This window comes from Agromyces sp. Y558 (assembly GCF_059445415.1).
In genome coordinates this window covers 2,470,069-2,497,031 of the sequence record NZ_JCAIUH010000001.1, presented here as the reverse complement: position 1 = coordinate 2,497,031, position 26,963 = coordinate 2,470,069, and the positions used below count along the sequence as shown (strand labels likewise).

Annotated in this window: 24 protein-coding genes; 2 read left to right on the top strand and 22 right to left on the bottom strand. The window is 69.3% G+C overall.

What is annotated here, in order from left to right; genetic code table 11:
• Nucleotides 1-66 precede the first annotated feature (66 nt).
• From AC1C2T_RS11630 to AC1C2T_RS11590, 9 genes are all read right to left on the bottom strand, one after another.
• Nucleotides 67-843 carry a DNA-formamidopyrimidine glycosylase family protein gene (locus tag AC1C2T_RS11630; protein ID WP_495385355.1) on the bottom strand — a complete coding sequence of 259 codons (777 nt, stop codon included), beginning with the start codon at nt 841-843 and terminating at the stop codon, nt 67-69.
• A complete protein-coding gene (locus AC1C2T_RS11625) occupies nt 830-5,353 on the bottom strand; it encodes an ATP-dependent helicase (RefSeq protein ID WP_495385354.1) in 4,524 nt (1,507 codons plus the stop codon). Before AC1C2T_RS11625 ends, AC1C2T_RS11630 begins: the two co-directional genes overlap by 14 nt.
• 101 nt (nt 5,354-5,454) lie before the next feature.
• Nucleotides 5,455-6,873: a pyridoxal phosphate-dependent decarboxylase family protein gene (locus AC1C2T_RS11620; RefSeq protein ID WP_495385421.1), complete on the bottom strand. Its 1,419-nt coding sequence runs from the start codon at nt 6,871-6,873 to the stop codon at nt 5,455-5,457.
• Nucleotides 6,874-7,009: 136 nt separating this feature from the next.
• Nucleotides 7,010-7,870, bottom strand: a complete 861-nt coding sequence (locus AC1C2T_RS11615) for an SseB family protein (RefSeq protein WP_495385353.1) — start codon at nt 7,868-7,870, stop codon at nt 7,010-7,012.
• The gene (gene priA, locus AC1C2T_RS11610; RefSeq protein ID WP_495385352.1) at nt 7,854-8,600 is read right to left on the bottom strand and encodes a bifunctional 1-(5-phosphoribosyl)-5-((5-phosphoribosylamino)methylideneamino)imidazole-4-carboxamide isomerase/phosphoribosylanthranilate isomerase PriA; all 747 of its coding nucleotides are present in this window, start codon (nt 8,598-8,600) and stop codon (nt 7,854-7,856) included. Before priA ends, AC1C2T_RS11615 begins: the two co-directional genes overlap by 17 nt.
• A gap of 99 nt (nt 8,601-8,699) precedes the next feature.
• Nucleotides 8,700-9,338: an imidazole glycerol phosphate synthase subunit HisH gene (gene hisH, locus AC1C2T_RS11605; protein ID WP_495385351.1), complete on the bottom strand. Its 639-nt coding sequence runs from the start codon at nt 9,336-9,338 to the stop codon at nt 8,700-8,702.
• Nucleotides 9,335-9,949, bottom strand: a complete 615-nt coding sequence (gene hisB / locus AC1C2T_RS11600) for an imidazoleglycerol-phosphate dehydratase HisB (protein ID WP_495385350.1) — start codon at nt 9,947-9,949, stop codon at nt 9,335-9,337. The genes hisH and hisB overlap by 4 nt, the downstream gene beginning before the upstream one ends.
• A complete protein-coding gene (locus tag AC1C2T_RS11595) occupies nt 9,946-11,037 on the bottom strand; it encodes a histidinol-phosphate transaminase (RefSeq protein WP_495385349.1) in 1,092 nt (363 codons plus the stop codon). Before AC1C2T_RS11595 ends, hisB begins: the two co-directional genes overlap by 4 nt.
• Before the next feature lie 85 nt (nt 11,038-11,122).
• Nucleotides 11,123-11,524, bottom strand: a complete 402-nt coding sequence (locus AC1C2T_RS11590) for a LysM peptidoglycan-binding domain-containing protein (protein WP_495385348.1) — start codon at nt 11,522-11,524, stop codon at nt 11,123-11,125.
• A gap of 269 nt (nt 11,525-11,793) precedes the next feature.
• On the opposite strand from AC1C2T_RS11590, the gene lexA reads away from it, so the two are divergent.
• Nucleotides 11,794-12,471 (top strand): transcriptional repressor LexA, encoded by a 678-nt coding sequence (gene lexA, locus AC1C2T_RS11585; protein WP_495362759.1) that lies wholly within the window; start codon nt 11,794-11,796, stop codon nt 12,469-12,471.
• A 47-nt stretch (nt 12,472-12,518) separates the two neighbouring features.
• Here lexA and AC1C2T_RS11580 read toward each other — a convergent pair whose 3' ends face one another.
• The 4 genes from AC1C2T_RS11580 to hflX form a co-directional block, all read right to left on the bottom strand.
• Nucleotides 12,519-13,298, bottom strand: a complete 780-nt coding sequence (locus AC1C2T_RS11580) for an alpha/beta fold hydrolase (RefSeq protein ID WP_495385347.1) — start codon at nt 13,296-13,298, stop codon at nt 12,519-12,521.
• 139 nt (nt 13,299-13,437) lie between these two features.
• Entirely contained in the window at nt 13,438-15,789 is a 2,352-nt protein-coding gene (metE, locus tag AC1C2T_RS11575; protein ID WP_495385346.1) for a 5-methyltetrahydropteroyltriglutamate--homocysteine S-methyltransferase, read from the bottom strand.
• Nucleotides 15,786-16,772, bottom strand: a complete 987-nt coding sequence (locus AC1C2T_RS11570; protein ID WP_495362704.1) for a methylenetetrahydrofolate reductase — start codon at nt 16,770-16,772, stop codon at nt 15,786-15,788. Before AC1C2T_RS11570 ends, metE begins: the two co-directional genes overlap by 4 nt.
• A gap of 321 nt (nt 16,773-17,093) precedes the next feature.
• The gene (gene hflX, locus AC1C2T_RS11565; RefSeq protein WP_495385345.1) at nt 17,094-18,623 is read right to left on the bottom strand and encodes a GTPase HflX; all 1,530 of its coding nucleotides are present in this window, start codon (nt 18,621-18,623) and stop codon (nt 17,094-17,096) included.
• A 42-nt stretch (nt 18,624-18,665) separates the two neighbouring features.
• Between hflX and AC1C2T_RS11560 the strand changes: the two genes are divergently transcribed.
• Nucleotides 18,666-19,280 carry a class I SAM-dependent methyltransferase gene (locus AC1C2T_RS11560; protein ID WP_495385344.1) on the top strand — a complete coding sequence of 205 codons (615 nt, stop codon included), beginning with the start codon at nt 18,666-18,668 and terminating at the stop codon, nt 19,278-19,280.
• 124 nt (nt 19,281-19,404) lie between these two features.
• Here AC1C2T_RS11560 and dapF read toward each other — a convergent pair whose 3' ends face one another.
• The 9 genes from dapF to pgsA all read right to left on the bottom strand — a co-directional run bounded on the left by dapF (nt 19,405) and on the right by pgsA (nt 26,961).
• Nucleotides 19,405-20,286, bottom strand: a complete 882-nt coding sequence (gene dapF / locus AC1C2T_RS11555) for a diaminopimelate epimerase (protein WP_495385343.1) — start codon at nt 20,284-20,286, stop codon at nt 19,405-19,407.
• Nucleotides 20,287-20,290: 4 nt separating this feature from the next.
• A complete protein-coding gene (gene miaA, locus AC1C2T_RS11550) occupies nt 20,291-21,211 on the bottom strand; it encodes a tRNA (adenosine(37)-N6)-dimethylallyltransferase MiaA (protein WP_495362700.1) in 921 nt (306 codons plus the stop codon).
• A 1-nt stretch (nt 21,212) separates the two neighbouring features.
• On the bottom strand, nt 21,213-22,823 hold the full coding sequence (miaB, locus tag AC1C2T_RS11545) for a tRNA (N6-isopentenyl adenosine(37)-C2)-methylthiotransferase MiaB (RefSeq protein WP_495385342.1): 1,611 nt from the start codon (nt 22,821-22,823) through the stop codon (nt 21,213-21,215).
• A 12-nt stretch (nt 22,824-22,835) separates the two neighbouring features.
• On the bottom strand, nt 22,836-23,414 hold the full coding sequence (locus tag AC1C2T_RS11540) for a regulatory protein RecX (protein WP_495385341.1): 579 nt from the start codon (nt 23,412-23,414) through the stop codon (nt 22,836-22,838).
• A gap of 272 nt (nt 23,415-23,686) precedes the next feature.
• On the bottom strand, nt 23,687-24,751 hold the full coding sequence (gene recA, locus AC1C2T_RS11535; RefSeq protein ID WP_495362697.1) for a recombinase RecA: 1,065 nt from the start codon (nt 24,749-24,751) through the stop codon (nt 23,687-23,689).
• 293 nt (nt 24,752-25,044) lie between these two features.
• Nucleotides 25,045-25,290, bottom strand: a complete 246-nt coding sequence (locus tag AC1C2T_RS11530) for a DUF3046 domain-containing protein (RefSeq protein WP_495385340.1) — start codon at nt 25,288-25,290, stop codon at nt 25,045-25,047.
• A gap of 67 nt (nt 25,291-25,357) precedes the next feature.
• A complete protein-coding gene (locus AC1C2T_RS11525) occupies nt 25,358-25,666 on the bottom strand; it encodes a helix-turn-helix domain-containing protein (protein ID WP_344293510.1) in 309 nt (102 codons plus the stop codon).
• Between the two features lie 145 nt (nt 25,667-25,811).
• Nucleotides 25,812-26,345 carry a CinA family protein gene (locus AC1C2T_RS11520; RefSeq protein WP_495385339.1) on the bottom strand — a complete coding sequence of 178 codons (534 nt, stop codon included), beginning with the start codon at nt 26,343-26,345 and terminating at the stop codon, nt 25,812-25,814.
• A 13-nt stretch (nt 26,346-26,358) separates the two neighbouring features.
• Nucleotides 26,359-26,961, bottom strand: coding sequence for a CDP-diacylglycerol--glycerol-3-phosphate 3-phosphatidyltransferase (pgsA, locus tag AC1C2T_RS11515; RefSeq protein WP_495362694.1), 603 nt, complete (start codon nt 26,959-26,961; stop codon nt 26,359-26,361).
• Nucleotides 26,962-26,963 lie beyond the last annotated feature (2 nt).

The following is a 26,963-nucleotide window of genomic DNA, read 5'->3' as shown; positions in this document are numbered from 1 at the left end:
GAACTCCCGCGGTCTCGTGCGCGTCACCGCGCCTGCGGCGTCGGTGGGCGATCGAGCCGACGCCCGTCAGCGTTGGCAGTTCGGGCACCACCACGTCTCACGCAGCTCGAGATCGTTGCGCCCGAGTCGGCCGTGCTCGATTCGCGTGCCGCAGCGCCGACAGGCTTCACCGCCACGGCCGTACACCCAGAGTTGCCGGCCGCGATGGGTATCACCGGTCGTCGTGCGCACCGCACGCTCGCGATTCGCGCGGATGACCCTGCTGGCCAGCGCCACCAGCGGTTCGAGGTCGACCTCGGCGACCGGCCGCGTCGGCAGGATGCCGCGGAGGAAGCAGAGCTCGTTCACGTAGACGTTGCCGAGGCCGGCGAGGTTGCGCTGCTCGCCGAGCGCGACCGCGATCGGCGTCTCAGGCGCGCGCGCAAGGCGACGCACCGCCTCATCGGCGTTCCAGTCGTCGCCGAGCAGGTCGGGGCCGAGATACGCGAGCCGCTGCGCTTCTTCGCCTGCCGGGAAGACCTCGAGGGTGCCGAGGTCGAAACCGACTGCCGAGGCATCCGTCACCTCGATGATCGCGCGCGCCTGCCAGGCCGGCCGACGCCAGTGCTCGCCTGGGCGGAACACCCGCCACTCCCCCTCCATCTTGAGGTGCGAGTGCACCACCTGATCACCGATGCGCATCAGCAGGTGCTTGCCGCGGCTGGCGACCGACTGCACGAGTTCTCCGGCCAGGTCGACGGTGGCGAACGCCGGCACGCGGAAGTCGGAGCGCGTCACCACGTGCCCGGCGAGCACGGCGTCGAGCTGGCGCGCAGCGCGGAAGACAGTGTCACCCTCGGGCATCGAACCGGAGCCCTCGGGGAGTCTCGCGGAAGCCCGCGGCGCGCAGCGGCCGGTCGAGCACCGAACCGAACACCGGAGCGCCGTTCACCGTCTCGACACGGAGGCGCTCTGAGCGCCCGCGGGTGAGAGCGGCGGCGAGGGCCGCGGATGCCGCAGACAGTGCGTCGGTGTCGTCGGTGAACACGAGCGCCGTGCGCCCGCCGCGCTCGAGGTAGAACACCGCCTCGCCGTCGACGATCGCGACGAATGCACCCGACTTGCGGGAGGGGCGATGCGCGCCCTCGCCGGCCGTCTCGGGCCAGTCGAGTGCCGCACCGAACGGGTTCGCGGGGTCGGTCGCGGCGAGCGCGACAGCCTCGCCCTTCGGCGCGGCGCGAAGCCGATCGACGGCGGCGCCCGTGGCGAACTGCGCACCGCCCTGCCCGTCGATGAAGTACCCGCGACGCACTCGGCCGGAGTCCTCGAAGCCCGACAACGTGCGGTACACGAGTGCGAAGCCACCCAGATGGCCTTCGGCGACGACCGAGCCGCGGGTGACGATGCCGTACCGCTCGAGGAGGGCTTCGCCGAGGGCATGCGCACGCGGCGTCGCCGCGGCGCTCACGAACGGCAGCACCGACCATCGACCCGCTGCCCGTGGCGGGTTCGCGCGCGCCGCTGCCGTGCGCCCGGCCTGCACGCTCGCCGCCAGCGAACGCCGGGAGAGCGATCCGGCACGCAGCCTCGCCCGAGGCGTCGGCGCCGCGGTCTTGTGCGCTCCGCCCCCGGTGAGCATGCCGCGCACCGGCGCGAAGGTGTCGTTCGTCACGAGTCCGGCCCAGACGAGCCGCCAGAGCGCGTCGACAAGGGCGCGGTCGTCTTCGGACCCGACCGCCTCGGCCAATTGCCGGAAGAAGAAGCCACCGCCCCCGCCGAGCACCGCGATGAGTTCGGACTCGAGCGGGTCGAGCGGTGCTGATGCCGGGGCCGGCAGGGTGAGCTCGGCCGCCTCGGCGAGGTGGAGGCTGATCCATCCGTCGTCGCCGGCGAGCGACCCGGCTCCTGCCCAGAGCACTTCGCCTGCCGCGGTCAGCTCGTCGAGCATGCCGGGCCGGTAGTCGGCGACCCGCGCGGGCAGCACATACGCCTCCCACGCCGAGGCGGGAATGCGAGCCCCCTCGAGCTGCTCGATGACCGCGGCGACGCCGTCGACTCCGGTGAGCCGACCGCCGACGTGCTGCCACGCCGGCAGGAAGCGCGCGAACTCACGCGGTTCGACGGGTTCGACCTCGTTGCGAAGCACCGCGAGCGATCGGCGTCGGATGCGGCGGAGCACGCCGCTGTCGCACCACTCCAGGCCGGACCCGTGCGGCAGGAATTCGCCCTCGACCACCCGCCGTTCACCGCCCAATCGAGCGAGGGCAGCGGATGCCACGACCTGGCCGATGCCGAACCGTGCTGCCACCGCGTGAACGGTGAACGGCCCGTGTGTGCGGGCGAACCGGGCGACGAGGTCGCCGAGCGGGTCGCGTACAGGCTCGCCGAACACCTCTGGCAGTCCGGGCGGGATCGGCACACCGAGGGCGTCCCGCAGCCGGCTCACGTCTTCGACCGCGACGAACCACGACTCCCCGGCGAAGCGCACTGGCGCTGCACGGCGCGTCTCGACGAGCGAAGTGAGGGCCGCGGCGGCATCCGTCTCGTCGTCGACTCGCGCGGCCACCTCGTCGGCCGTGAGCGGTCCGAGGTCGCTGAGCAGGTCTGCGACGCCCTCTTCGCCACGCGCGACGCGTTCGGGGTGAAGGCGCTGCAGCATACGCTCGACCTCGTCGACCACCTCTGGGTCGAGCAACTCGCGCAGCTCGACGGTGCCGAGCAACTCGGCGAGGAGCGCCGGATCGAGCGAGAGCGCTGCGGCCCGCCGCTCTGCGAGCGGGGCATCCCCCTCGTACATGAACGCGCCGACGTACCCGAAGAGAAGGCTCGAGGCGAACGGGCTCGGCGACTCGGTGGTGACGTCGACGAAGCGCAGCTCTCGCCGCTCGATGCGCTCGGCGAGTCGGGTGAGGGCCGGCAGGTCGTAGACGTCTTGCAGGCACTCGCGAACCGCCTCGAGCACGATCGGGAACTCGGGGAAGTCGCGAGCGACTTCGAGCAGTTGCGAGGCGCGCTGCCGCTGCTGCCAGAGCGGCGACCGCTTGCCCGGGTGGCTGCGGGGCAGGATGAGCGCTCTGGCCGCGCACTCGCGGAATCGAGCCGCGAACAACGCCGAACCACCGACATTCGCCGTGACCAACTCAGTGAGCTCCGCCGGCTCGAACGCGAAGAGTTCGGCCCCTGGCGGATCGTCGCCGGTGTCGGGCATGCGCAGCACGATGCCGTCGTCGCTCGCGACCGCGTTCGAGTCGACGCCGCTCTGCTCGCGCACGCGCGCCCCGATGGCGAGCGCCCACGGCGCATGCACGCGCATGCCATACGGCGAGTGCAGCACGATACGCCAGTCGCCGAGCTCGTCGCGGAACCGCTCGACCACGAGGTTCGTCGCGTCGGGCACTACTCTGGTCGCCGCGCGCTGGTCGTCGATGAACTTCACCAGGTTGATCGCTGCGCGCTCGTCGAGCCCGGCGACACGACTGCGTACGAGGGCATCGGATGTCGGTGCACCCGCGAGTTCGGCGATGAACTCGCCGATCGCGGCCCCGAGCTCGGCAGGGCGCCCGATGCCGTCGCCCCTCCAGAACGGAAGCCGACCCGGCTCGCCGAAAGCCGGCGCCACGAGCACCCGGTCGTGCGTGATCTCTTGGATGCGCCAGCTCGTCGCACCGAGCGCGAAGACATCGCCGACCCGCGACTCGTACACCATCTCCTCATCGAGCTCGCCGACCCGGCGGCCGGGGCCGGCCTCGCCGACCATGAACACGCCGAAGAGGCCACGATCGGGAATCGTTCCGCCGCTCGTGACCGCGAGGCGCTGGGCCCCGCGGCGGCCGACGATCGTGCCGGCATCGCGATCCCAGACGATGCGGGCGCGGAGCTCGCCGAAGCGGTCGGACGGATAGCGGCCCGCAAGCAGGTCGAGGGTCGCGTCGAACGCCGACCGCGGCAACGCCGCGTACGGTGCCGCGCGGCGCACGAGTTCGAACCACGCCTCGACGTCCCACTCGTCGAGCGCGGTCGCGGCGATCGTCTGCTGCGCGAGCACGTCGAGCGGGTTGGCGGGAATGCGCAGTGCTTCGATCGCGCCACCGATCATGCGTTCGGCGACGACCGCCGAATGCAGCACGTCGGCACGGTGCTTCGGGAAGATGAGCCCCTTCGACACCTCCCCGACCTGGTGACCGGCACGACCGAGGCGCTGCAGGCCGCTCGCGACCGACGGGGGCGACTCGACCTGCATCACGAGGTCGACGGCGCCCATGTCGATGCCGAGTTCGAGGCTCGACGTCGCCACGACGCAGCGCAGCCGGCCCGACTTCAGGTCGTCTTCGACAAAGGCGCGCTCCTCTTTGCTGACCGAGCCGTGGTGCGAGCGGGCGATGACCGGCGGGGCACCACCCGTGATGCCCGAGGCGCCGACCGCTTCGGCGGGGGTGCGGCGAGTGGCCGCCGACTCGACGAGAGCGTCGACGGGCTCTGCCGTGCGCTCTGCCCATAGCTCGTTGAGCCTCGCGGTCAAGCGTTCGGCGAGACGACGCGAGTTCGCGAAGACGATCGTGGAGCGATGGGCGAGCACCTCGTCGAGGATCGCCTCTTCGACGTGCGGCCAGACCGAACCGGCACTCGTCTCGCCTGCGAGGTCCGACAGGTCGTCGACCGGCACCGTGACCTTGAGATCGAACCGCTTGCCCGAGGCTGGGGCGACGATCGTGACCTTCCGCGTGCCGCCGAGGAACCGGGCGACCTCTTCGTGCGGACGCACCGTCGCCGACAGCCCGATGCGTTGCACCGGCTGCGCCGTGAGCTCGTCGAGCCGTTCGAGCGAGAGCGCGAGATGCGAGCCGCGCTTGGTGCCTGCGAGCGCGTGGATCTCGTCGACGATGACCGTCTGCACACCGCGGAGCGTCTCGCGTGCAGCCGAAGTGAGCATGAGGAAGAGCGACTCGGGGGTCGTGATGAGTATCTCGGGCGGATGCGCGACGAGCGAGCGTCGCTCGGCCTGTGGCGTGTCACCCGAGCGAACCCCGACCGACACCTCGGGCACCTCGAGACCATGGGCGGCAGCCGTACGTGCAATGCCCACGAGCGGTGCCCGGAGGTTGCGTTCGACGTCGACGCCGAGGGCCTTCAGCGGCGAGAGGTAGATGACCCGGGTGCCCGTGGTGCTCGCGTCGGCCCCCTCGTGGTGGAGTCGGTCGATCGCCCAGAGGAACGCGGCGAGCGTCTTACCTGAACCGGTCGGTGCGACGACCAGCGAGTGATCGCCACGGGAGATCGACTTCCAGGCGCCGCGCTGTACCGCGGTGGGCGCGCTGAAGGACTCGGTGAACCACGCCCGCGTCGCAGGCGAGAACGCTTCGAGCGCCTCCGTCATGACTCCATTCAAGCGGATGCCACCGACTGCGAGCTGAGCGTTGTGGGGGTCTCGATACGCGTCCTCCTTCGTCGGGCGCTACTCGACCAGCGGAGAAGGCACTACTCGACCGACGGAGTCTCCGCGCGGATCGCGGCGAGAGCACGGGAGACGGCTTCGACCGTGCGCGCGACCTGCGCGGCATCCGTGCGCCAATTGCTCACCGAGAACCGCACGACCGTGCGACCCCGCCAGCGCGAGGTCATCGCGAGCACCTCACCGTCGTTCCACAGCCGCTCGCTGAGCGCGGCTGTGGCCGTGTCCTCATCGAGCGCGATGCACACCTGTGTGAACACGACGTCGTTCAGCACCTCGACGCCCTGAAGTCGGCCGAGGCCGTCGGCGATGGCACGGGCCGATTCGGCCAGACCGTCGACGAGGCCCGCGACCCCCGTGCGGCCGAGGGAGCGCAGCACCGCCCACGTCGGCACCCCGCGTGCGCGGCGCGACAGCTCGGGCACCTTCTCATGCGGGTCCGCGCCGACGTCCGTCGCCTGCAGGTAACTCGCGTGCATGCCGAGCGCGCGGCGCATCGCCGCAGGATCGCGCACGATGGCGATGCCGCAGTCATAGGGCACATTGAGGGTCTTGTGGGCATCGGTCGACCAGGAGTCCGCCCCTTCGAATCCCGCCACGAGGTGACGGAGCGCCGGGGACGCCGCCGCCCACAGCCCGAATGCGCCGTCGACGTGCACCCATGCGCCAGCGGCATGGGCGATCTCGATCGCGGCGGCGAAGTCGTCGAACGCCCCCGAGTGGATGTTGCCGGCCTGGAGGGCGACGATCGCCGGGCCCGTGCCCGTTGCGAGCGCCGCACTCAGCTCGTCGACGCGGATGCGGCCCTGCCCGTCGGCCGGTACCGTCGTCGGCGCCCCGAGGCCGAGATAACGCGCGGCCAGGTCGACCGTGCCGTGCCGCTCTTCGCCGGCGATGTAGCGCACGGCGGGTGCACCGGCGAGCCCATGTGCCTCGACATCCCAGCCGATGCGGTGCAGCACCTCGTTCCGCGCAGCAGCCATGCACGAGAACTGCGCCATCGTCGCCCCGGTCGTGAATCCGACGTCACTGCCCTCCGGCAGTCCGAGGATCTCGAGGAGCCATTGCGCCGCGAGTTCCTCGACGGCGACCGCACCCGGAGTGATCGCTCGCAGTCCCGTGTTCTGATCCCACGCCGAGACGAGCCAGTCTGCAGCGAGCGCGACCGGCTGCGTGCCGCCGATCACCCAACCGTAGAAGCGAGGCGACCCGATCGCGATGAGTCCCGGCTCGGCTCCCTCTGCGAGCCGCACGAGAACCTCGAGGTCGGGCTCACCGATCGCGGGCAGCTCGCGCCCCAGTCGGTCCTTGATCTCATCGAGGGTCGCGCGCGGCGGAATCCGGCGCTCGCCGACCCTCGACAGCCACTCCCGTGCGTGACGACCGGCCGCCTCGAGCACTTCGTCGTACACGGTGTCGCCACCGGGCGGTGTCGATCCATCCATGGTCACCCCGGATTCCGTGCGCCGCACGCACAACCCGATTGTGCGCCGCCGTGGTGGAAACGGTCAACGGCCCAATTCAGGCGACAGACGCGCTCCCCCGCGCGATGCCAGCGCTCACGCGATCGGCCGACGGCGATCAGGCGAGCAGCGTGCCACCCACGAGCCTGACCGTGAGCGAGTCAACGGACGTCGCAATGACGTCGTCGGCCGCCCACCGACGTGCAAGACGCGCCGTCGTCGCGTCGAGCTCCTCCCGGCTGAGCCCACCGATGAGCTCCAGGCGCACCACGAGCTCGGGACCGGCGAGTCGCGCGTCGGGGTCGCCGGCGAGGAGGGTCACACCGAGCACCGCGAGCTCCCGGTCGATCGAACGACGGAATGCGGCCTCGACCTCTCGGGAATCGAACGGCGGATGCCAGTCCTGGGACTGCGCGACCGCCCAGAGCGCCGGCCTCCGCAGCACGAACTCGGTCGCGGAGCCCGGGTCGAGCACGACGAGATCGGTGCCGTCGTCAGCGGCGGCGAGGGCGACCCGCACTCCGTCGGCCGGCACCGGCCGCGCCATGGGGTTCCATCGCGACATCGCCTGCACCGAGGCGAACACCGGCAGCACCTTGCGCCCGTCAGGTCCCTCGACTGTGACGATCGAGAGCTCTTGGCTCTTGTCGACAGCGAGGCCGTGAGCCCCCGTCTCCGCGCCGCCGGTTCCGAGTTCGGCGAGGAGCGGGATCAGGAGACGCGATCGGGCGAACTCCGCCACAACGGCGGCCTGGCCGATCGTGCCCGCGCGGAAACCGTCCAGCGCGGCGCCGAGGGCCTCCGGTGCCCGGCCGTCGTCGGCGGCATGCGCGTTCGACTGGAACGCCCGCCCCGCCCACGGCACTCCGGCGGAGTCGGTACCAGCACCGGCACCGGCAGCGGACTGCGAGTCGACGGATGCCGCGGCATCCGTCTCACCGCGACCCGGCTCGGCGCCGGGGTCACTGCGAAGCGACATCCAGCGCCTCGGCCAACGTGAAGGCACCGGCGTAGAGCGCCTTGCCCACGATCGCCCCCTCGAGGCCGAGCGGAACGAGCTCACGGAGCGCCATGATGTCGTCGAGGCTCGAGATGCCCCCCGACGCGACGACCGGGCGCGACGTACGGTCGAGAACCTGGCGCAGCAGCTCGAGGTTGGGGCCCTGCAGCGTGCCGTCTTTCGTGACATCGGTGACGACGTAGCGCGCGGCACCGGCTTCTTCGAGTCGGTCCAGGACCTGCCAGAGGTTGCCGCCGTCCTGCGTCCAGCCGCGCGCGGCGAGCGTCGTGCCGCGCACGTCGAGCCCGACAGCGATCGCCTCGCCGTACTGGGCGATCACGGACGCCGCCCACTCGGGGTTCTCGAGCGCTGCCGTACCGAGATTGATGCGCTTGGCGCCGATCGCGAGGGCATGCTCGAGCGACTCGTCATCGCGGATGCCGCCGGAGAGTTCGACGTTCACGCCGCGCACCTGGCGGATGGCCTTCTTCAGCACGCCCGCGTTCGAGCCGCGACCGAAGGCCGCATCGAGGTCGACGAGGTGGATCCACTCCGCTCCCTGGTCGGCCCAATCGACCGCCGCGTCGACGGGGTCGCCGTAGCTGGTCTCGGTGCCGGCCTCACCCTGAGTCAGGCGTACTGCCTTGCCGCCGGCCACATCGACGGCCGGAAGCAATACGAGGCGGGGGGTCTTGTTGAATTCACTCATTCACTGTCCTAGAGATCGCGGTCGCGCCTGCGAATCGGCACAGTCACAGCATCCTAGTCCGACCAAGTCGAAGCGATGTGCACGTGACGGCCGAGCGGCTCAGTCGAGCGTGCCGAGCCAATTGGCGAGCAAGCGGATGCCGGCATCCGACGACTTCTCGGGATGGAATTGCGTCGCCGACAACGGGCCGTTCTCGACGGCTGCGAGGAAGCGACCTCCGTGCTCGGCCCACGTGAGCGCCGGCCGGGGAAACGGTGGCTGCACGTCGAGCAGCCACTCCTGCGCCGCGAAGGAGTGAACGAAGTAGAAGCGCTCGTCCTCGATTCCGGCGAACAGGGCTGAGCCCTCGCCGGGTTCGACCGTGTTCCAGCCCATGTGCGGCAGCACCGGGGCTGGCAGTTCGGTGACGCTGCCCGGCCACTCGCCGAGCCCCTCGGAGTCGACTCCGCGTTCGACGCCCCGCTCGAACATCACCTGCATGCCGACGCAGATGCCCAGCACCGGGCGACCGCCCGCGAGACGGCGATCGATGATCTCTTCACCCCGAACGGCGTGAAGTTGGTCGACCACGGCTTTGAACGCCCCGACGCCCGGCACCACGAGTCCGTCGGCTTCGAGCGCCGCGGCGCGGTCGGCGGTGACGGTCACCTCTGCACCGGCGCGCTCGAGCGCCTTCGCAGCGGAGTGCACGTTGCCCGAGCCGTAGTCGAGCAGGACGACGCGCCGAGTGCGGCTCACAGAGCGCCTTTCGTCGACGGAACGCCGGACACGAGCGGGTCGAACGCCTTCGCTTGGCGGAATGCACGCGCGAACGCCTTGAACTCGGCCTCGGCGATGTGATGCGGGTCGCGGCCGCCGAGCACGTTGACGTGCACGGTCAGGCCCGCGTTGAACGCGATGGCCTCGAAGACGTGCCGCACCATCGACCCGGTGAAGTGCCCGCCGATGAGGTGGTACTCGAACCCGGTCGGCTCTCCGGTGTGCACGAGGAACGGGCGCCCCGAGATGTCGACGACGGCCTGTGCGAGCGCCTCATCGAGCGGCACGAGGGCGTCGCCGTACCGCGAGATGCCGCGCTTGTCGCCGAGCGCCTGCCTGATCGCCTGCCCGAGCACGATGCCGACGTCTTCGACCGTGTGGTGCACGTCGATCTCGATATCGCCGCGTGCCCGCACAGTGAGGTCTGTGAGCGAGTGCTTCGCGAACGCCGTGAGCAGGTGGTCGTAGAACGGCACGCTCGTCTCGATATCGCTCGTGCCGGTGCCGTCGAGATCGATCGAGAGGTCGATGCTCGATTCACTCGTCTCGCGCTGGACCCGGGCGGTGCGCGGCGATCTCGTTGCGGTCATGAGTCGATCCTATTCGGGGCCGAAACGGCGATCGCCTCGAGGAAGGCGGTGGTCTCGGCCTCAGTGCCGGCCGTGACGCGCAGGTGACCGGGGATACCGATCTCGCGGATCAGGATGCCGCGCGCGAGCAGTTGTTCGAAGACCGCATGCGGGTCTTCGACCCCGCCGAAGAGCACGAAGTTCGAGCCGCTGCGATACGGGTGGAATCCGAGTCGAAGGAGCTCGATCGAGATGCGCTCGCGCTGGCTGCGAATCTCTTCGACCATCGCGAGCATCTCGGCCGCGTGCGCCAGGGCGCCGAGGGCGGCCGCCTGGGTGAGCGCGGAGAGGTGGTACGGCAGTCGCACGAGCCGGAGGGCGTCGATGGCGGCCGGATCACCGGCGAGGTAGCCGACGCGGGCACCGGCGAATGCGAACGCCTTGCTCATCGTGCGCGACACGAGCAGCCGGGACCGCCCCGGCAGGAGCGTGAGCGCACTCGGAGTTCCGGGGTCGGCGAACTCGAAGTAGGCCTCATCGACGACCACGATGCCGCGCGCCGCGTCGACGACCGCCTCGATCGTCTCGAGTGAGAGCGGCGTACCCGTCGGGTTGTTCGGCGCGCAGAGCAGCACGATGTCGGGATCGTGCTCTCGCAGCGCCGCTACGGCCGTTTCGGGGCTGAGTTCGAACTCGTCATCGCGACCGGCGGTGACCCACTCGGTGCCGGTGCCGGAGGCCAGCAGGCCGTACATCGAATAGGTCGGGGCGAAGCCCAGCACGGTGCGGCCCGACCCGCCGTATGCCTGAAGAATGTGCTGGAGCACTTCGTTCGAACCATTCGCGGCCCACATCTGCGCCGGCTCGAGGCCGTGGCCCAGATAGCCGGCGAGTGCATGGCGCAACTCGGTGAACTCTCGATCGGGATAGCGATTGAGGGTGAGAATGGCGGCGGCGACGCGAGCGACCACATCGTGTGCGACGTCTTCGGGAATCGGATGCGTGTTCTCGTTGACGTTCAGCGCGACCGGAACGGACTGCTGCGGAGCCCCGTACGGGGTGCGACCACGAAGGTCATCGCGGATGGGGAGGTCTTCAAGACTCGTCACCCTTCAATGCTAACGATGCGCACCGAGGCCATTCGGCCAAGCCGTCATCGACCGACGGAAGCCCGAAGCTTCGCCTATTCGCGTGTCACGGGACGGCGGGAAGTGCGAGGCGCTGACCGGGTTCGACCACCGCGTCATCGAGCCCGTTGAGTCGCATGATCTCAGCAATGATCTCTCGCACATCGGCCCCGGGGTCGATCGACTCGGCGATCTCCCAGAGCGAATCGCCTTGCCCGACCGTCGTGTACTCGAACGACGCAGCCTCGAACGAGACGCCCCTGGATTCGACGTCGGCCGCGGCGCCGCCCGCGCCGATCACCGCCACGAATGCCCACACCACGAGCGGAAGTGCGGCGAGCGACGTGAACACGATGCGACCCCGTCGCGTCAGCCGGAGCGTCGTGCGCGCGGGAGTCACCGACGCCGCCTCCTCTCGCGGAAGGGCCCTCGGGGGCTGGAAGCCGGTCGTTGCGATCGCTGCACTCATGTCACACCTCCTGTAGGAGTCGCATCCGACCCTCGGCCGGGAGGGCCGGATGCGAAACTCTGTTCCGAACATACATTCGAATGACGAACAACGCAAGGGCGGACGCGGGGAATTCCGACGGACGGATTCCGCGACACACTCGAACAAATGTTTGCCGCGCGCGCGAGAGGCGGATACAGTTTCGAATGTCTGGAAGGGAGTCGACCGGACATCACCGACATCCGGTCGCGAAGCGGCCGCTACGAGGGGCGAAGACGTTGAGCACCGACATCGACGACGTGCAGGCGGCCGGCAGGCCACGCCGCCGAAAGAGCTTGAGCGCCAAGCAGATCTCGATCCTCGAGATGATCCAGCGCTCGGTCTCCAGTCGCGGCTACCCGCCGAGCATGCGCGAGATCGGTGACGCCGTCGGCCTCTCCTCGCTCTCGAGCGTCACGCACCAGTTGAACCAGCTCGAGCTCGCCGGGTACCTTCGGCGCGACCCCAACCGCCCTCGTGCGCTCGAAGTGCTCATTCAATTGCCCGGTGTCACCGAGCGCGCTGTGACCTCCTCCGACCCGACCCCGGTCGGTGACGCGGCCATGGTGCCGCTGGTCGGCCGTATCGCCGCGGGCGTGCCGATCACGGCCGAACAGCAGATCGACGAGGTGTTCCCCCTCCCCCGCCAACTGGTCGGCAAAGGCGAGCTGTTCATGCTGAAGGTCGTGGGCGACTCCATGATCGACGCCGCGATCTGCGACGGCGACTGGGTCGTGGTGCGATCGCAGCGCACAGCAGAGAATGGTGAGATCGTCGCGGCGATGCTCGACGGTGAGGCGACCGTGAAGGTGTTCCGCCAGCGCGACGGTCACACCTGGCTGCTGCCGCGGAACAGCGCGTTCGAGCCCATCGTCGGCGACCATGCCGAAGTGCTCGGCAAGATCGTCGCGGTGCTCCGAGCAGTCTGACTGGGCAACCCCGCCAGTCCGTTCCGGAGCGGCGGGGAGGCCCGGCTCTATGCTGCAGCCTGAACCGCGGGTCGAGCCGCGGCGAGAGCGCTCCCGACCGCGGCAGGCGTCAACGCGTTGAACCAGTCGAACACTGCATCCATGAACCCCGCGTGATCGTCACGGAACACCGTGTGGCCCGTGCCGCGCAGGGTCGCGACGGTCATGCCCTGTCCGCGCAGCTGCCGGGCGATCTTCGCCGTGATCAGCAGGCTCTTCTCCGCCAGGAGCACCAGAGTGGGGGCGACGAGGCGCACGGGCGGCACCAGCGGTCGCGTATCGGTGAAACCGAGGATGGTGCGCTTGTCCCAGTCTCGAAGCGTCGCGAGCTCGATCTCGACGTCGACCGCACTCCACTTCGGATTCATGCGCACCAGGGCCGACCGGCGCGGCCTCGGTGCTATCGCGAAGAATGCCTTGAACGCCCACCCCTTCACGCCCTTCGGGAAGGAGAAGGCCGGGTCGATGTAGATCGCCGCGCGAGGCGCAAGCCGATCGGCGACCAGGCTCGCCACCAGTCCGCCGAGCGAGTGACCCATGACGAGATCGGGCGGGCCGTCGAGCATCGGCGTGAGCGTCTCGACGACGTCGCTCGCCCACGCGGCGGGCGAGTAGTGCACAGCACGCGGGCTGCGTCCATGACCCGTCAGGTCGACCGCGAGCACCCGGAATCCCTGCGCCTCGAGTTCGGCAGTCACTCGGTGCCACGCACGGGAATCGGACATGATGCCGTGGATGAGGACCGCCGTTCGCGAACCCCCGCCGGATTCGTGGACCGCGAGTTGCATGAGACCAAGCTACGCGCTGCGGCTGTGCGTCGCCTCGGCACTAGCCGAGCGTCGGCCGTACGCTGGCCGAGCCCCATCCGCACGCTGACCGAACGGATGCCGAACGGATGCCGCGAGCCGCGGCATCCGCTCGCCCGTGCTACCCGGCGAGTACCGAAGCGGCGCGACCGGCCCGCACCGCACGGGTCGCCTCGACGATGTGCCGCAGCGACTCGACGGTCTCGTCGTAGCCGCGCGTCTTCAGGCCGCAGTCGGGGTTGACCCAGAGCCGGGTGGCGGGAATCGCGGCGGCTGCGCGCTCGAGGAGCGCCTGCACCTCGTCGACGCTCGGCACGCGCGGCGAGTGGATGTCGTAGACGCCCGGGCCGATGCCGTGATCGAATCCGCTCGTCTCGATGTCGTCGACGACCTCCATGCGGCTGCGGGCCGCTTCGATCGAGGTGACGTCGGCGTCGAGGTTCTTGATCGCATCGATCACGACGCCGAATTCCGAATAGCAGAGGTGCGTATGCACTTGCGTCGCGGAGTCCGCACCGCCGGTCGCGAGGCGGAAGGCACCGACCGACCAGTCGAGGTAGGCGGGCTGGTCGGCGCGCTTCAGCGGCAGCAGCTCTCGGAGCGCGGGTTCGTCGACCTGGATGACCCGGATGCCAGCCGCCTCGAGATCGGAGATCTCGTCGCGCAGGGCGAGTGCAACCTGTCGCGCCGTGGCGCCGAGCGGCTGGTCATCACGCACGAACGACCAGGCGAGGATCGTGACAGGGCCAGTCAACATGCCCTTCATGGGCTGCTCGGTCAGCGCCTGGGCGAACGCGGACCATTCGACCGTCATCGGCGCTGGCCGCGAGACATCGCCCCAGAGGATCGAAGGACGCGTGCAGCGCGAGCCGTACGACTGCACCCAGCCGTGCTTGGTGACCGCGAACCCGTCGAGGAGTTCGGCGAAGTACTGCACCATGTCGTTGCGCTCGGGTTCGCCGTGCACGAGTACGTCGAGTCCGAGGTCTTCCTGCAACCGCACGACGCGTTCGATCTCCTCGCGCATGAGCGAGGTGTACTCCTCGCCCGTGAGCGTGCCGTCCACGAAGCGAGCGCGGGCACGACGGATCTCGCCGGTCTGCGGGAACGACCCGATCGTCGTCGTCGGCAACTCGGGCAAGCCGAGCGACGCCTGCGCCGCAACACGCTCGTCGTAGCTCGCGCGGGCGAAGTCGCCCTTCGTGAGCGAGGCGAGGCGGTCGCGCACGACCGGCACGCGCACACCCGGCGCACCGCCACGATCGGCGAGGGCAGCGGATGCCGCGGCGAGCTCGCCCTCGATCGAGGCGCGCCCGTTCGCAAGTCCGCGACCGAGCGCGGCGACCTGGCCCACCTTCTGGTCGGCGAACGCGAGCCAGCCGACGAGTCGGGCATCGAGCGCATCCTCGTCTTCAACGTCGTGCGGCACGTGCAGCAACGAGGTGGAGGTGGACACTGCGACCGACGCGGCGAGGTGCTGAACTGCTTCGAGCTGCTCGAAGGCGGCAACCAGGTCGCCGCGCCAGATGTTGTGTCCGTCGATGACGCCCGCGACCACGGTCTTCGCGGCGAGCGACTCGGCCGTCGCGGGGTCGAGCGACTCGGGCAGGGCACCGCGCACGAGGTCGAGGCCGATCGCCTCAACCGGGGTGGCGGCGAGGGCGGGCAACGCGTCGTCGAGCGAGCCGTATGGCGCGGCGACGAAGGTCGCCGGGCGGCGCTCGAGGGAGCCCAGCGCGTCGTAGGTCGCGGCGACGGAATCGAGTACCCGGTCGCGCGCGACTTCGATGCTCTCGCTCACGAGGGCGGGCTCGTCGAGTTGCACCCATTCGGCTCCCGCTTCGGCGAGCTCTTCGAGCAGCGCTGCGTAGACGGGCACGAGGTCGGCGAGCCGGTCGATCGGCTGGAAGCTCTCTGGAGCCCCGGCGGCCGGCTTCGCGAGCAGCAGGAACGTGACGGGGCCGACGATCACGGGCCTGGTCACGAAGCCCGCGGCCTTCGCCTCAGCGAATTCGGAGAGGATCCGCTCGGCGTGCAGCGAGAATGCGGTGTCGGGGGCGATCTCGGGCACGAGGTAGTGATAGTTCGAGTCGAACCACTTGGTCATCTCGAGCGGGGCGTCGTCGCCGGCACCGCGGGCGATCGTGAAGTACCCAGCGAGGTCGACACCCCCGTGCTCATCGGCGAGCCCAGCGAAACGCGGCGGCACCGCACCGACGGCGACGGCCGCGTCGAGCACCTGGTCGTAGAACGAGAAGGTCTCGGGAATCCCGGAATCCGTGCGGCCGAGGCCGATGGAGGCGAGGCGTTCACGTGTCACGGCCCGGAGTTCGGCGGCCGACTGCTCGAGCTCGTCAGCAGAGATGGAGCCGGCCCAGAACGCCTCGACTGCTCGCTTCAGCTCGCGCCGACGCCCGATGCGCGGGTAGCCGAGGATCGTCGCGACCGGGAAGGCGGGTGCGGAGATGGTCATCGTGCGGTGTTCCTTTCGTCCGCGAGCCGGTCGGCGCGCAGCCCGAGTCGCTCGACGACGTCGAGCACGGCCTCATGGCGGTTGAAGGTGTAGAGGTGCAGACCAGGGACGCCGCCCGCGATGACGTCGGCGGAGAGCCGGGTGGCGAATGCGATGCCGAGCTCGGCCTGCGCCGCGGCATCCGGTTCGATCTCGAGGTTGATCGCCAGCTCTGCCGGCGGCTCGACGGCGGTCAACTCGGTCAGGCGTGCCAGGCGAGCGGGCGTCGTGACGGGCATGATGCCCGGCAGGATGGGGATCGTCACGCCGCCGACGCGCGCACGCTCGACGAAGCCGAGATAGTCGTCGGCACGCCAGAACAACTGCGTGATCGCGAGATTCGCCCCGGCGATCTCCTTGGCGAGCAGCGTGTCGACGTCTTGCCCGACGCCGCGCGAACGCGGGTGTCCGTTGGGGAACGCCGCAACCGCGACACGCTCGGGGCGAGGCCGTTCCTTGATGCGAGATGCCCCCGGGGTTCCCGGTACGTCGACCTGGCCGAACGGCTCCCGTTCCTCCTGCACTCGGTGGATGAGCTGCACGAGCTCCGCGGCGCTGCCGAGGTCGCCGATGCCGGCATCGGGGTCGGCGTCGGTCGGCGGGTCGCCGCGCAGCGCCAGGAAGCTCGTGATGCCGGCGTCGAGGAACTCGCGCACGAGCCTGTTGGCCTCAGCGTGGGAGGAGCCCACGCACGTGAGGTGGGCCATCGCTTCGACATGCGTGTGCTCGAGCATGTATCGCAGCACCGTGAGGGAGCGCGCGCGGGAGCTGCCTCCGGCACCGAACGTCACCGAGACGAATGCGGGATCGACCTCGGCGAGCCGATCGATGGTGCGGCCGAGGGCCAGCGCCGCGGCATCGGTGCGCGGCGGGTAGAGCTCGAAGGAGATCGGCAGCCCGGGCCGACAGTCGTCGCCCGATGCGTCGGATGCGGTCGATGCCATGGTGCTCCTGGCGAGCGGCAACGGGGCGAACACGGCATGCCGCGCTCCCCCGGCCGGAACGGCGGGTGGTTCTCGCGGGCGGGTGCCGGGCTCGGCGGTCGCTCCATGTGATCGGCTTCGGGCCGATCACAGATCGATCAAGAGCGACGATACGCCCATCCGCCGCCTGCGGACGTCTGTGACGCGAGGTGACACGAGGTCGCGGCATCCGTCGAGCTTTCGAACCACGGATGCCTCGGCGGTCGCGCCGGGGCAAATGCCGCGCTGGTCAGGCGCGCGCAGGTGCCCCGGTACTCGGTGACTGGTCGAGCGGCAGGTCGTTCACGCCCGAACGGATGCCGCCGCGAACTGCTCGAGCTGGCCAGCGAGTTCGGGCGAGGCAAGCGCACGGACACGCGTGCCGTCTTCGACATACTCGATCGACAGCACGCGCCCGGTCTCGTGGAGGGTCGAGACGACATCGCCCCGGTCGTATGGCACGAGCAGGTCGATCTCGACGGCAGGGTCGGGCAGCATGCGTGCGATCGCCTCGAGCACCTCGGGGATGCCCTCGCCCGTGCGGGCCGAGGCGAAGATCGCGCCCGGTTCGAGCCCGCGCAGCACGAGGCGGTCTTCAGGCGTCACGAGGTCGGCCTTGTTGAAGACGATGAGCTCGGGGATGTCGCGTGCCCCGACTTCACCGATGACGTCGCGCACCGTGGCGATCTGCCCGGCCGGGTCGGGGTGCGCTGCGTCGACGACGTGCACGATGAGATCGGAGTCGGCGACCTCCTCGAGGGTCGACCGGAATGCCTCCACGAGCTGGTGCGGCAGGTTGCGCACGAAGCCGACGGTGTCGGCGATCGTGTAGATGCGCCCGTCGGCCGTGGTGTTGCGACGCACGGTTGCGTCGAGGGTCGCGAACAGGGCGTTCTCGACGAGCACCCCGGCTCCGGTGATGCGGTTCAGGATGCTCGACTTGCCGGCATTCGTGTAGCCCGCGATCGCAACCGACGGCACCGCGTTGCGCTTACGGTTGGCGCGCTTGGCTTCACGCGCGGGCTTCATGCCGACGATCTGCTTGCGCAGCTTCGCCATGCGGGAGTGGATGCGACGCCGGTCGAGCTCGATCTTCGTCTCACCTGGGCCACGGGAACCCATGCCCGCGCCGGTGCCGCCGACCTGGCCACCGGCCTGTCGGGACATCGACTCACCCCATCCGCGGAGCCTGGGAAGCAGGTACTCGAGTTGGGCGAGTTCGACCTGCGCCCTGCCCTCACGGCTCTTCGCATGCTGGCTGAAGATATCGAGGATCACGGCGGTGCGGTCGATGACCTTGACCTTGACCGCATCTTCGAGCGCACGACGCTGACTGGGCGCGAGTTCCGTGTCGGCGACGACCGTGTCGGCGCCGAGGGAGGAGACGATGTGCCGCAGCTCTTCGACCTTGCCACGGCCGAGGTAGGTGCTCGGGTCGGGATGCGGTCGGCGCTGCAGCACTCCGTCGAGCACTCGGGCGCCTGCCGTCTCAGCGAGCGCGGCCAACTCCCGCATGGAGTTCTCGGCCTCGTCTTGCGAGCCCTGCGAGTACACGCCGATGAGCACGACGTTCTCGAGGCGCAGCTGTCGGTACTCGACCTCGGTGACGTCTTCGAGCTCGGTGGAGAGCCCGCCCACCCGACGGAGGCCCGCTCGCGCCTCGCGGTCGTACTGCTCGCCGTCGGTGTCGGAACCGGCGCCGGAGGCCGCGTCGGGCGCCATGAGCGCCGCTGCGGCATCGGATCCGAAGCGGGTCACGCCTGCCTTGGTCTCGGCGCCGCGGAGTACCCGCTCGACGGCATCGTCTGCGGAGTTCTGTTCGGCGTCATTCATCGTGTTAACCCTAGTTCCCGTCGCTGCGATAGGTTCCCCTGTATGGCCCCCGACCACTATTTCTCCTCTCGTCCGGGCGGCGAGGCCACTCTCCGCACCATCACCGTCACCCTCGCGGGTCGCGAGCTCTCGCTCTCCACCGCCGGCGGCGTCTTCAGCCCCGAACATCTCGACACCGGCACCCGCATCCTGCTCGACCGCGCCGCGGCACCTCCGGCAACGGGCGACCTGCTCGATCTCGGCTGCGGCTGGGGCGCGATCGCGATCTCACTTGCGCTGCGATCTCCGGATGCCACGGTGTGGGCCGTCGATGTGAACGAGCGTGCCCTCGACCTCGTACGTCGTAACACTGCTCGTCTCGGCATCACCAATGTCAACGCGGTGTTGCCGGGGGATGTTCCCGCCGATGTACGATTCGCCGGCATCTGGTCGAATCCGCCGATCCGGGTCGGCAAAGCCGAATTGCACGCGATCCTCATGCAGTGGCTGCCCCGCCTCCAAGACGACGCGAGTGCGTGGCTCGTCGTGGCCAAGCATCTCGGCGCCGAGTCGCTGCAGCGCTGGATCGATGACGAGCTCGCACTCGACGTCGTTCGTGCAGCTCAAGACAAGGGGTTCCGCGTGCTCGAGGTGCGCCACGCGGCATCCGCTCGCTGAGCCAGTCTGCCCGCTGAGCCCGTCTGCCGCTGAGCCCGTCGAAGCGGACTGGCCCCGTCTGCCCGCTGAGCCCGTCGAAGCGGACTGGCCCCGTTCCCTTCGACAAGCTCAGGGATTGCTCGGGTCAGGCGAGGCTGAGCACTCCGTCGAAGACGAGCTCGGCCGGCCCCGACAGTGCGACGTGCTCGCCGTCGTCGGCCTTGAACATGCGAACGCCCAGCACGCCGCCGGGTACCTGAACCCGCCACGTGTCGGGCGCGGACTCGCCCGCCCAGTACCGCACCGCGAGCGCGGACGCCACCGCACCCGTGCCGCACGAGAGGGTCTCACCCGAACCACGCTCGTGCACCCGCATGCGGATGCGACCGACTCCGTCTTCGACGAGTGGCTCGGCGGGCACGACGAACTCGATGTTGGCACCGGCCTCGGGCTCGGGCTCGAGCACCGGCCGGTAAGCGAGATCGAGCCCCTCGAGCTCATCGTCATCGGCCAGGGCGACCACGATGTGCGGATTGCCGACGTCGATGCCGAGTCCGGGCCGGGCGACCGGGAGGCTCTTGGCGCGCACGAGCGTCTCGCTGCCGGCGAGATGCCAGCGACCGAGGTCCGCCTCGAAGCCCGACGCGGTGCGGCGAACGGTGCGCACTCCGGCGCGCGTGCCGATCGCGATCGCGGCGTCGGGGCCGAGGTCGGCGAGCCCCTGATCGAGCAGGTAGCTCGTGAACACCCGAATTCCGTTGCCGCACATCTCGGAGACGGTACCGTCGGCGTTCCAGTAGTCCATGAACCACACTGCCTGCGGGTTCTCGGCGAGAGCCGCCGCGCCGTCGTCGAGATTCGCCGAGCGGACGGCGCGGATGACGCCGTCACCGCCCACCCCGAAGTGGCGGTCGCAGACCGCGGCGATCTGGGTGGGCGTGAGGTCGGTCTCGCCCTCGGGATCGCTGAAGAGCACGAAGTCGTTGCCGGTGCCCTGCCCCTTGGTGAACCGCAGATCAAACGCCATCGGATCAGTCTATGGCCGCCTGGCGGGCGAGTTCCGTGGCCCGGGCGAGCGGGTCGTCTGCATCGATCGTGGCGGCGTCTCGATACCGCTTGAACCAGCTCACCTGGCGCCGTGCGTAGGTGCGCGTGAGCTGTTGCGTCTCGGCGATCGCATCGGCGCTCGACATGCGCCCCGTGATCTCACCGAGTGCTTGGGCGTACCCGATGGCTTTGCGAGCGGTGACTCCGCGCTCGATTCCCTGCGGGATGAGTCCGCGCACTTCCTCGACCAGACCTCCCCGCCACATCTGCTCGACGCGCGCATCCAGCCGCTCCACAAGTGGTGCTCGCTCGCTTCGGAGGTGCACCACGTGATGCGCACGCCACGGCACGGGTTGGTCGGGCAATCGCGCCGCCTTCGGTTCCCCGGTGACCTCGATGACCTCGAGCGCGCGCACGAGGCGGCGGCCGTTCTGCGCGTCGACACTCGCGGCGGTCGCGGCATCGATCGCACGGAGCCGCGCGTGCAGGAGCCCCGGGCCCTGCTCGGCGAGTTCGGCTTCGAGGCGGGCGCGCACCGCAGCATCCGTGCCGGGAAAGCGGAAGTCGTGGATGACCGACGAGACGTAGAGTCCGGATCCACCGACCAGCAATGCGACGCCGCCGCGTGAGAGCACGTCGTCGATCGCGGCACGGGCCGCCGACTGGTATTCGGCGACGGATGCCTCGGCGACGACGTCGAGCACGTCGAGCAGGTGGTGCGGCACCCCGCGTCGCTCATCGAGCGGGAGCTTCGCCGTTCCGATGTCCATTCCGCGGTAGAGCTGCATCGCGTCGGCGTTCACGACCTCCGCAGTGCGGCCGTCTCGTGCGAACGCCTCGGCGAGATCGAGCGCGAACGCGGACTTGCCTGTGCCCGTCGCGCCGACGATCGCGATGAGGGTCACGTCAGCGTTGGCCGTCGGCGGGATCGTAGATCGGCATCGTGCCCACTCCGGGCGAGATGAGCGGCTCGCCGCCCCGTGCGCGCAGCGTCGGCAGGCCGAGCGAGACGCGACCGGCGACGGATGCCCCTGGCGCCGCCGGGACGCCGCAGCTCTCAGCTTGGGCGCGATCCCATGCGTCTCCGGCCTGGGTGCGACGAATGCGCAATGGCGCATCGTCGACTGAATCGGCGAGCAGGTGGAACGGTGCGGCCTGCGTGATCGTGACGGAGACGACGTCGCCCGGGCGCGGCACCTCGGAGCCCTCGGGCACCTCGAAGTGCACGAGTCGACTGTCTTCGGCGCGACCGCTCAGCCGATGGGTCGCGTCGTCCTTCTTTCCGTCGGCGTTCGAGACGAGCACTTCGACGGAGTGGCCGACGAGTCGTTGGTTCTCTTCCCAGGAGATGCGATCTTGCAGGGCGGCGAGTCGTTCGTATCGCTCCTGCACGACCGCCTTCGGCACCTGGTCCTCCATAGAGGCGGCGGGGGTGCCGGGCCGAATGGAGTACTGGAAGGTGAACGCCGAGGCGAACCGTGCTGCTTCGACGACGCGAAGGGTCTCTTGGAAGTCCTCTTCGGTCTCGCCCGGGAAGCCCACGATGATGTCGGTGGAGATCGCGGCGTTGGGAATCTTCGCGCGCACGCGGTCGAGGATGCCGAGAAATTTCTCGGAACGGTAGGAGCGGCGCATCGCCTTGAGGATTCGGTCGGAACCCGCCTGGAGCGGCATGTGCAGCTGCGGCATGACGCTCGGCGTCTCGGCCATCGCATCGATGACGTCATCGGTGAAGGCAGCGGGGTGCGGGCTCGTGAATCGGATGCGCTCGAGTCCGTCGATCTGGCCGGCTGCTCTGAGCAACTTGCCGAACGCCTGCCGGTCGCCGAACTCGACCCCGTAGGAGTTCACGTTCTGGCCGAGGAGTGTGATCTCGACGACGCCGTCGTCGACGAGCGCCTGGATCTCGGCGAGGATGTCGCCCGGCCGTCGGTCTTTCTCTTTTCCGCGCAGCGCAGGCACGATGCAGAAGGTGCAGGTGTTGTTGCAGCCGACCGAGATCGACACCCAACCGCTGGAGCTCGAGTCGCGCTTGCTCGGCAGCGTCGACGGGAAGACCTCGAGCGAGTCGAGGATCTCGAGTTGCGCTTCGTCATTGTGGCGGGCGCGCTCGAGCAGGCTCGGCAGGGAACCCATGTTGTGCGTGCCGAACACGACATCGACCCAAGGCGCCTTCTCGAGGATGACGTTCTTGTCTTTCTGCGCGAGACAGCCGCCGACCGCGATCTGCATGCCCGCGTGCCGTCGCTTCACCGACGCGAGGTGGCCGAGGTTGCCGTACAGCTTGTTGTCGGCGTTCTCTCGCACCGCACAGGTGTTGATCACGACGATGTCGGCTTCGGCTCCATCGGCGGGAACATAACCTGCAGCCTCGAGCGAGCCCGAGAGTCGCTCCGAATCGTGAACGTTCATCTGGCACCCGAAGGTGCGGACTTCGTAGGTACGCGGCGACGCTGCCGCTTCAGCGACCTGGTCGCGGGGTGTCTCATGAAGGGAGACGTCGTGAATGGTGCTCATGATCGCACCAGTTTACGAGCCATCCGCCGCGAGCGCCGCCGTCACCGCCTCGCGCACGATGTGGCCGGGGTACCCGCGGCGCTGGAGGAACGCCGACAGGCGCCGTTCGGCAGTCTGCCGGTCGAGGCCCCTGAGCTGACGCGCTCTGCGCTCCGCGACCGCGCGCGCGTTCTCGAGCTCGGTCTCGGGGTCGAGGTCTTCGACGGCTTCACGAGCGAGCGAAGCGTCGACACCTCGGCGCCCGAGCTCTTGCAGGATCGCTCCGCTGCCTCGGCCTCGGCGCACGCCATGGCTGTGCACCACCTGCTCAGCGAGTCGGGTGTCGTCGAGGTAGCCGAGTCGCTCGTAGCGCTCGATCCACTCCTCGACCTCGACGTCATCGAGCCCATGTTCGCGGAGCACAGCTCGCACTTCGGAAACCGAGAGCGCCGAGCGGCGCAGCCGCGAGACGACGAGCCGATCGATGCGCGCATCTCGCTCGGCGCCGCTCTCGTCGGGAGCCGACTCTTCGGCCTGTGTCGCACGCCGACGAGCGCCACGGGCGCCACGGGCGCTGGGAGGTGCGGGTTCCGTCGCCGGCGCAAGCGCCACAGGCTCTCTCGTCGGCGCAGGAGACGCAGGCTCGCTCATCGGTGCAGGAACCGCAGACTCCGTCATCGGTGCAAGCGCCACAGGCTCTCTCATCGGTGCAGGAGCCGCAGCCTCCTTCGTCGGCGTGCGCCGACGAGCACCATCGGTTGGAGGCGCCGCAGGCTCTTTCGCCCACGGCAGGTAGGTGACCGGGGCGAGCCGCTCAGATGATGCATCGTTCATTTCAGTGCCCACCCCGGTCATCTCCGCTCGTCGTCGCGGTACCCAATTGGTCAGGCGCCCTTGCGCCCGAGCTTCGGCTCGATGGACTCGACGTTCGACGGAACCGCCGCAACGGCCGGCTGGCCGACGTTGAGCTTGACGAGGATCTTCTGCTCGATGTCGGCGGCGATGTCAGGGTTCTGCAACAGGAAGTTGCGGGCGTTCTCTTTGCCCTGGCCCAGCTGATCGCCGTCGTAGGTGTACCACGCACCCGACTTCTTCACGATCGCCTGATCGACGCCGAAGTCGATGAGGCTGCCCTCGCGCGAGATGCCGGTGCCGTACAGGATGTCGAACTCCGCCTGCTTGAACGGCGGCGCCATCTTGTTCTTCACGACCTTGACCCGAGTGCGGTTACCCACCGCCTCCGTGCCGTCTTTCATCGTCTCGATACGACGGATGTCGAGTCGCACCGAGGCGTAGAACTTCAGCGCCTTGCCACCGGCGGTGGTCTCGGGGCTCCCGAAGAAGACGCCGATCTTCTCGCGCAACTGGTTGATGAAGATCATCGTCGTGTTCGTCTGGCTGAGACCGCCCGTGAGCTTGCGGAGCGCCTGCGACATGAGGCGCGCCTGGAGACCCACGTGCGAGTCGCCCATCTCGCCCTCGATCTCGGCGCGAGGCACGAGCGCCGCGACAGAGTCGATGACGATGAGGTCGATGGAGCCGGAGCGCACGAGCATGTCGGCGATCTCGAGTGCCTGCTCGCCCGTGTCGGGCTGGGAGACGAGGAGTGCATCGATGTCGACGCCGAGCTTCTTGGCGTATTCGGGATCGAGCGCGTGCTCCGCGTCGATGAACGCAGCGATGCCGCCGGCCTTCTGCGCGTTGGCGATGGCGTGCAACGTGAGCGTGGTCTTACCCGAGGACTCGGGGCCGTAGATCTCGACGATGCGGCCACGCGGGATGCCCCCGATGCCGAGCGCGATGTCGAGCGCGATCGAGCCGGTCGGGATGACCTCGACGGGGGCGCGATCTTCACTGCCGAGGCGCATGACCGAGCCCTTGCCGAATTGGCGGTCGATCTGTGCGAGCGCGGTCTCGAGTGCTTTCTCGCGGTCTGCTGGTGATGCCATGGGTGGGGCTCCTTCTTGCTCGATTGCTGCTGCCTGTAGGCTGTCGTTCCACGTTGCGGGCCCAGACCGGCTGGTGCTGGCCCGCGGCGTCTCGCGACAAGGCGGTTGCGGTGTGTTCCGACGCATCGACCGTATGATCAGCCACCGACATCCGACGCCGGTTCGACGAGGATGTGGACGGATGCGCTGTTGCTCCTGCTGTTGAGGAGCCTAACGCAGTCTCCGAACGCATGTTCGAAGAATCGCCCGCGTGTCGAACACTTCTTCGGGCGTGATGTTGCAGCCGTACAGCGCTACGACTGCCGAGGCGGGTGAGAATCCCCGGGGACCGGCCTGCCGGCTCCGTGCCGGCGCGACTCGGGGACATCCGTCGCCTCGCAGAGCGCCAGCCAGACCTCCCGAGGCCGAATGCCCGCAGCGAGTGCCTCACGTGCCGTGCGGTCGCCGAGCGACGCGAGCACGAGGTCGCCGACCACCACGCTGCCGTAGCCCGCGCCGAACTCGGCGTCGACCGCGGTGTGGAACTCGCTCAGCTTCACGGGTGCCTCCCGGACAGGCGATCGGCCGGTCCGAGGACCGGCCGATCGGCGTTTCGCAAGTGGGTGGTCAGCGGACCATCATGTCGGCGTCGAACTCGGCGACGAGCTCGTCGGGCAGGCTGTCGGGCACTACCGAGAGGCCTTCGATCACGGCGATACGGTCACCGACCTCGTGCATGATCACCGAGATGGGCGTGTCGAGTGCGTCGGCGACCGACGCGAGAATCTCTGACGAGGCCTCTTTCTGGCCGCGTTCAACCTCGCTCAGGTAGCCGAGCGCGACGCTCGCCTTGGAAGCGACCTGACGAAGGGTGCGACCCTTCTGCAGGCGGAAGTCCCTCAGCACATCGCCGATCTCCTGTCGAACCAGGACCATCGGGAACCTCCTTCTCTCTGCCTGCGACTCCGCTGGAGCCGGAAACCGGAGCGTCAGTCTACCCGACTCTCCGTGCTTCCAATCTAGCGTTGCACACTGGGGCTTTCGTGTGAACCTTCCACGTGTAACAGGGTGTTCACGAAGACTATTCCGCGTGCCGCCGGTCGAGTTCCGAGAGACGGCCTTTTGCGAGCCGATCGAGCGCTGCGTCGAGCACCGCGACCACCGTCGCCGCGCGGATCTCGGCGCGACTGCCGTGCAACTCGAGGGCGATGGACTCGATCTGGTCGCCGAACGCGACGCCGAGGAAGACCGTGCCCGGCGGCTTGCCGTCTTGATCGGTGGGCCCCGCGACCCCGGTGGTCGCGATGCCGAGCTCGGCGGCACGGCCGTCGACCGCGAGGGTCGTGCGCACGCGATCGGCCATCTGCCGGGCGACCTCGGGGTGCACGGCGCCCTCGCTCGCGAGCAGCTCAGCCGAGACGCCCAGCACCGACCGCTTCACGGCGGTGTCGTACGCGACCACGCCGCCATTCACCACGACGGATGCCCCGGGGATGCTCGTGAGTTCGGCGACGACGAGACCGCCCGTCAGCGACTCGGCGACGGCTATTCGCAGGCCGCGGTCGGTGAGCTCGGCGATCAGCCGGGCTGCCGGGTCGACGGTCGCGCGAGGCATCCGCTCGCCCGTCTCAGCTCGCGTCGCGCGACGCGCGTGCGAGGCGCACGGCATCGCGCACGTACAGGAGCCCGGACCACAGCGTCAGTACCACGGCCGCTGTCATGAGCACGCCGTTGACCCAGTTGATCCACTCGCCGAAGATGAGCCACAGCGGCACGAGCGCGAAGGAGATCGCGACGGACTGCACGACCGTCTTGAGCTTGCCGCCGGACGACGCAGGCACGACATTGCCGCGGCGCAGCTCGACGAGACGCCAGACGGTGATGCCGACCTCTCGCACCACGATGATCGCGGTCACCCACCACGGCAGCTCGCCGAGGATCGAGAGGCAGACGAGAGCGCCGCTCGTGAGGAGCTTGTCGGCGATCGGATCGAGGATCTTGCCGAGGTCGGTGACGAGCCCGCGTGAACGTGCGATGTGCCCGTCGATGCCGTCGGTGGCGATCGCCAGGATGAAGAGCACCGCCGCCGCCCAGCGCAGCCAGCCGTCTTCTCCTGCGTCGGCGAGCAGCATCCAGAAGAACACGGGGGCCGCCAGGATGCGCACGACGGTGATCGCGTTCGGAAGGTTCCAGTTCGCCGATCGCGCGGGGCTTCCGGCGGAGGAGGTCATGA

Coding starts and splice junctions, on each gene's coding strand:
- AC1C2T_RS11525 (WP_344293510.1), bottom strand. CDS start 25,666: ATGGTCCTGGTTCGACAGGAGATCGGCGATGTGCTGAGGGACTTCCGC.
- AC1C2T_RS11630 (WP_495385355.1), bottom strand. CDS start 843: ATGCCCGAGGGTGACACTGTCTTCCGCGCTGCGCGCCAGCTCGACGCC.
- AC1C2T_RS11560 (WP_495385344.1), top strand. CDS start 18,666: ATGGCCCCCGACCACTATTTCTCCTCTCGTCCGGGCGGCGAGGCCACT.
- priA (WP_495385352.1), bottom strand. CDS start 8,600: ATGAGTGAATTCAACAAGACCCCCCGCCTCGTATTGCTTCCGGCCGTC.
- AC1C2T_RS11590 (WP_495385348.1), bottom strand. CDS start 11,524: ATGAGTGCAGCGATCGCAACGACCGGCTTCCAGCCCCCGAGGGCCCTT.
- AC1C2T_RS11625 (WP_495385354.1), bottom strand. CDS start 5,353: ATGACGGAGGCGCTCGAAGCGTTCTCGCCTGCGACGCGGGCGTGGTTC.
- hflX (WP_495385345.1), bottom strand. CDS start 18,623: ATGAATGACGCCGAACAGAACTCCGCAGACGATGCCGTCGAGCGGGTA.
- AC1C2T_RS11615 (WP_495385353.1), bottom strand. CDS start 7,870: ATGTCGCTTCGCAGTGACCCCGGCGCCGAGCCGGGTCGCGGTGAGACG.
- hisB (WP_495385350.1), bottom strand. CDS start 9,949: ATGACCGCAACGAGATCGCCGCGCACCGCCCGGGTCCAGCGCGAGACG.
- dapF (WP_495385343.1), bottom strand. CDS start 20,286: ATGGCGTTTGATCTGCGGTTCACCAAGGGGCAGGGCACCGGCAACGAC.
- AC1C2T_RS11580 (WP_495385347.1), bottom strand. CDS start 13,298: ATGCAACTCGCGGTCCACGAATCCGGCGGGGGTTCGCGAACGGCGGTC.
- AC1C2T_RS11620 (WP_495385421.1), bottom strand. CDS start 6,873: ATGGATGGATCGACACCGCCCGGTGGCGACACCGTGTACGACGAAGTG.
- AC1C2T_RS11520 (WP_495385339.1), bottom strand. CDS start 26,345: ATGCCTCGCGCGACCGTCGACCCGGCAGCCCGGCTGATCGCCGAGCTC.
- pgsA (WP_495362694.1), bottom strand. CDS start 26,961: ATGACCTCCTCCGCCGGAAGCCCCGCGCGATCGGCGAACTGGAACCTT.
- AC1C2T_RS11570 (WP_495362704.1), bottom strand. CDS start 16,772: ATGGCATCGACCGCATCCGACGCATCGGGCGACGACTGTCGGCCCGGG.
- miaB (WP_495385342.1), bottom strand. CDS start 22,823: ATGAGCACCATTCACGACGTCTCCCTTCATGAGACACCCCGCGACCAG.
- recA (WP_495362697.1), bottom strand. CDS start 24,751: ATGGCATCACCAGCAGACCGCGAGAAAGCACTCGAGACCGCGCTCGCA.
- metE (WP_495385346.1), bottom strand. CDS start 15,789: ATGACCATCTCCGCACCCGCCTTCCCGGTCGCGACGATCCTCGGCTAC.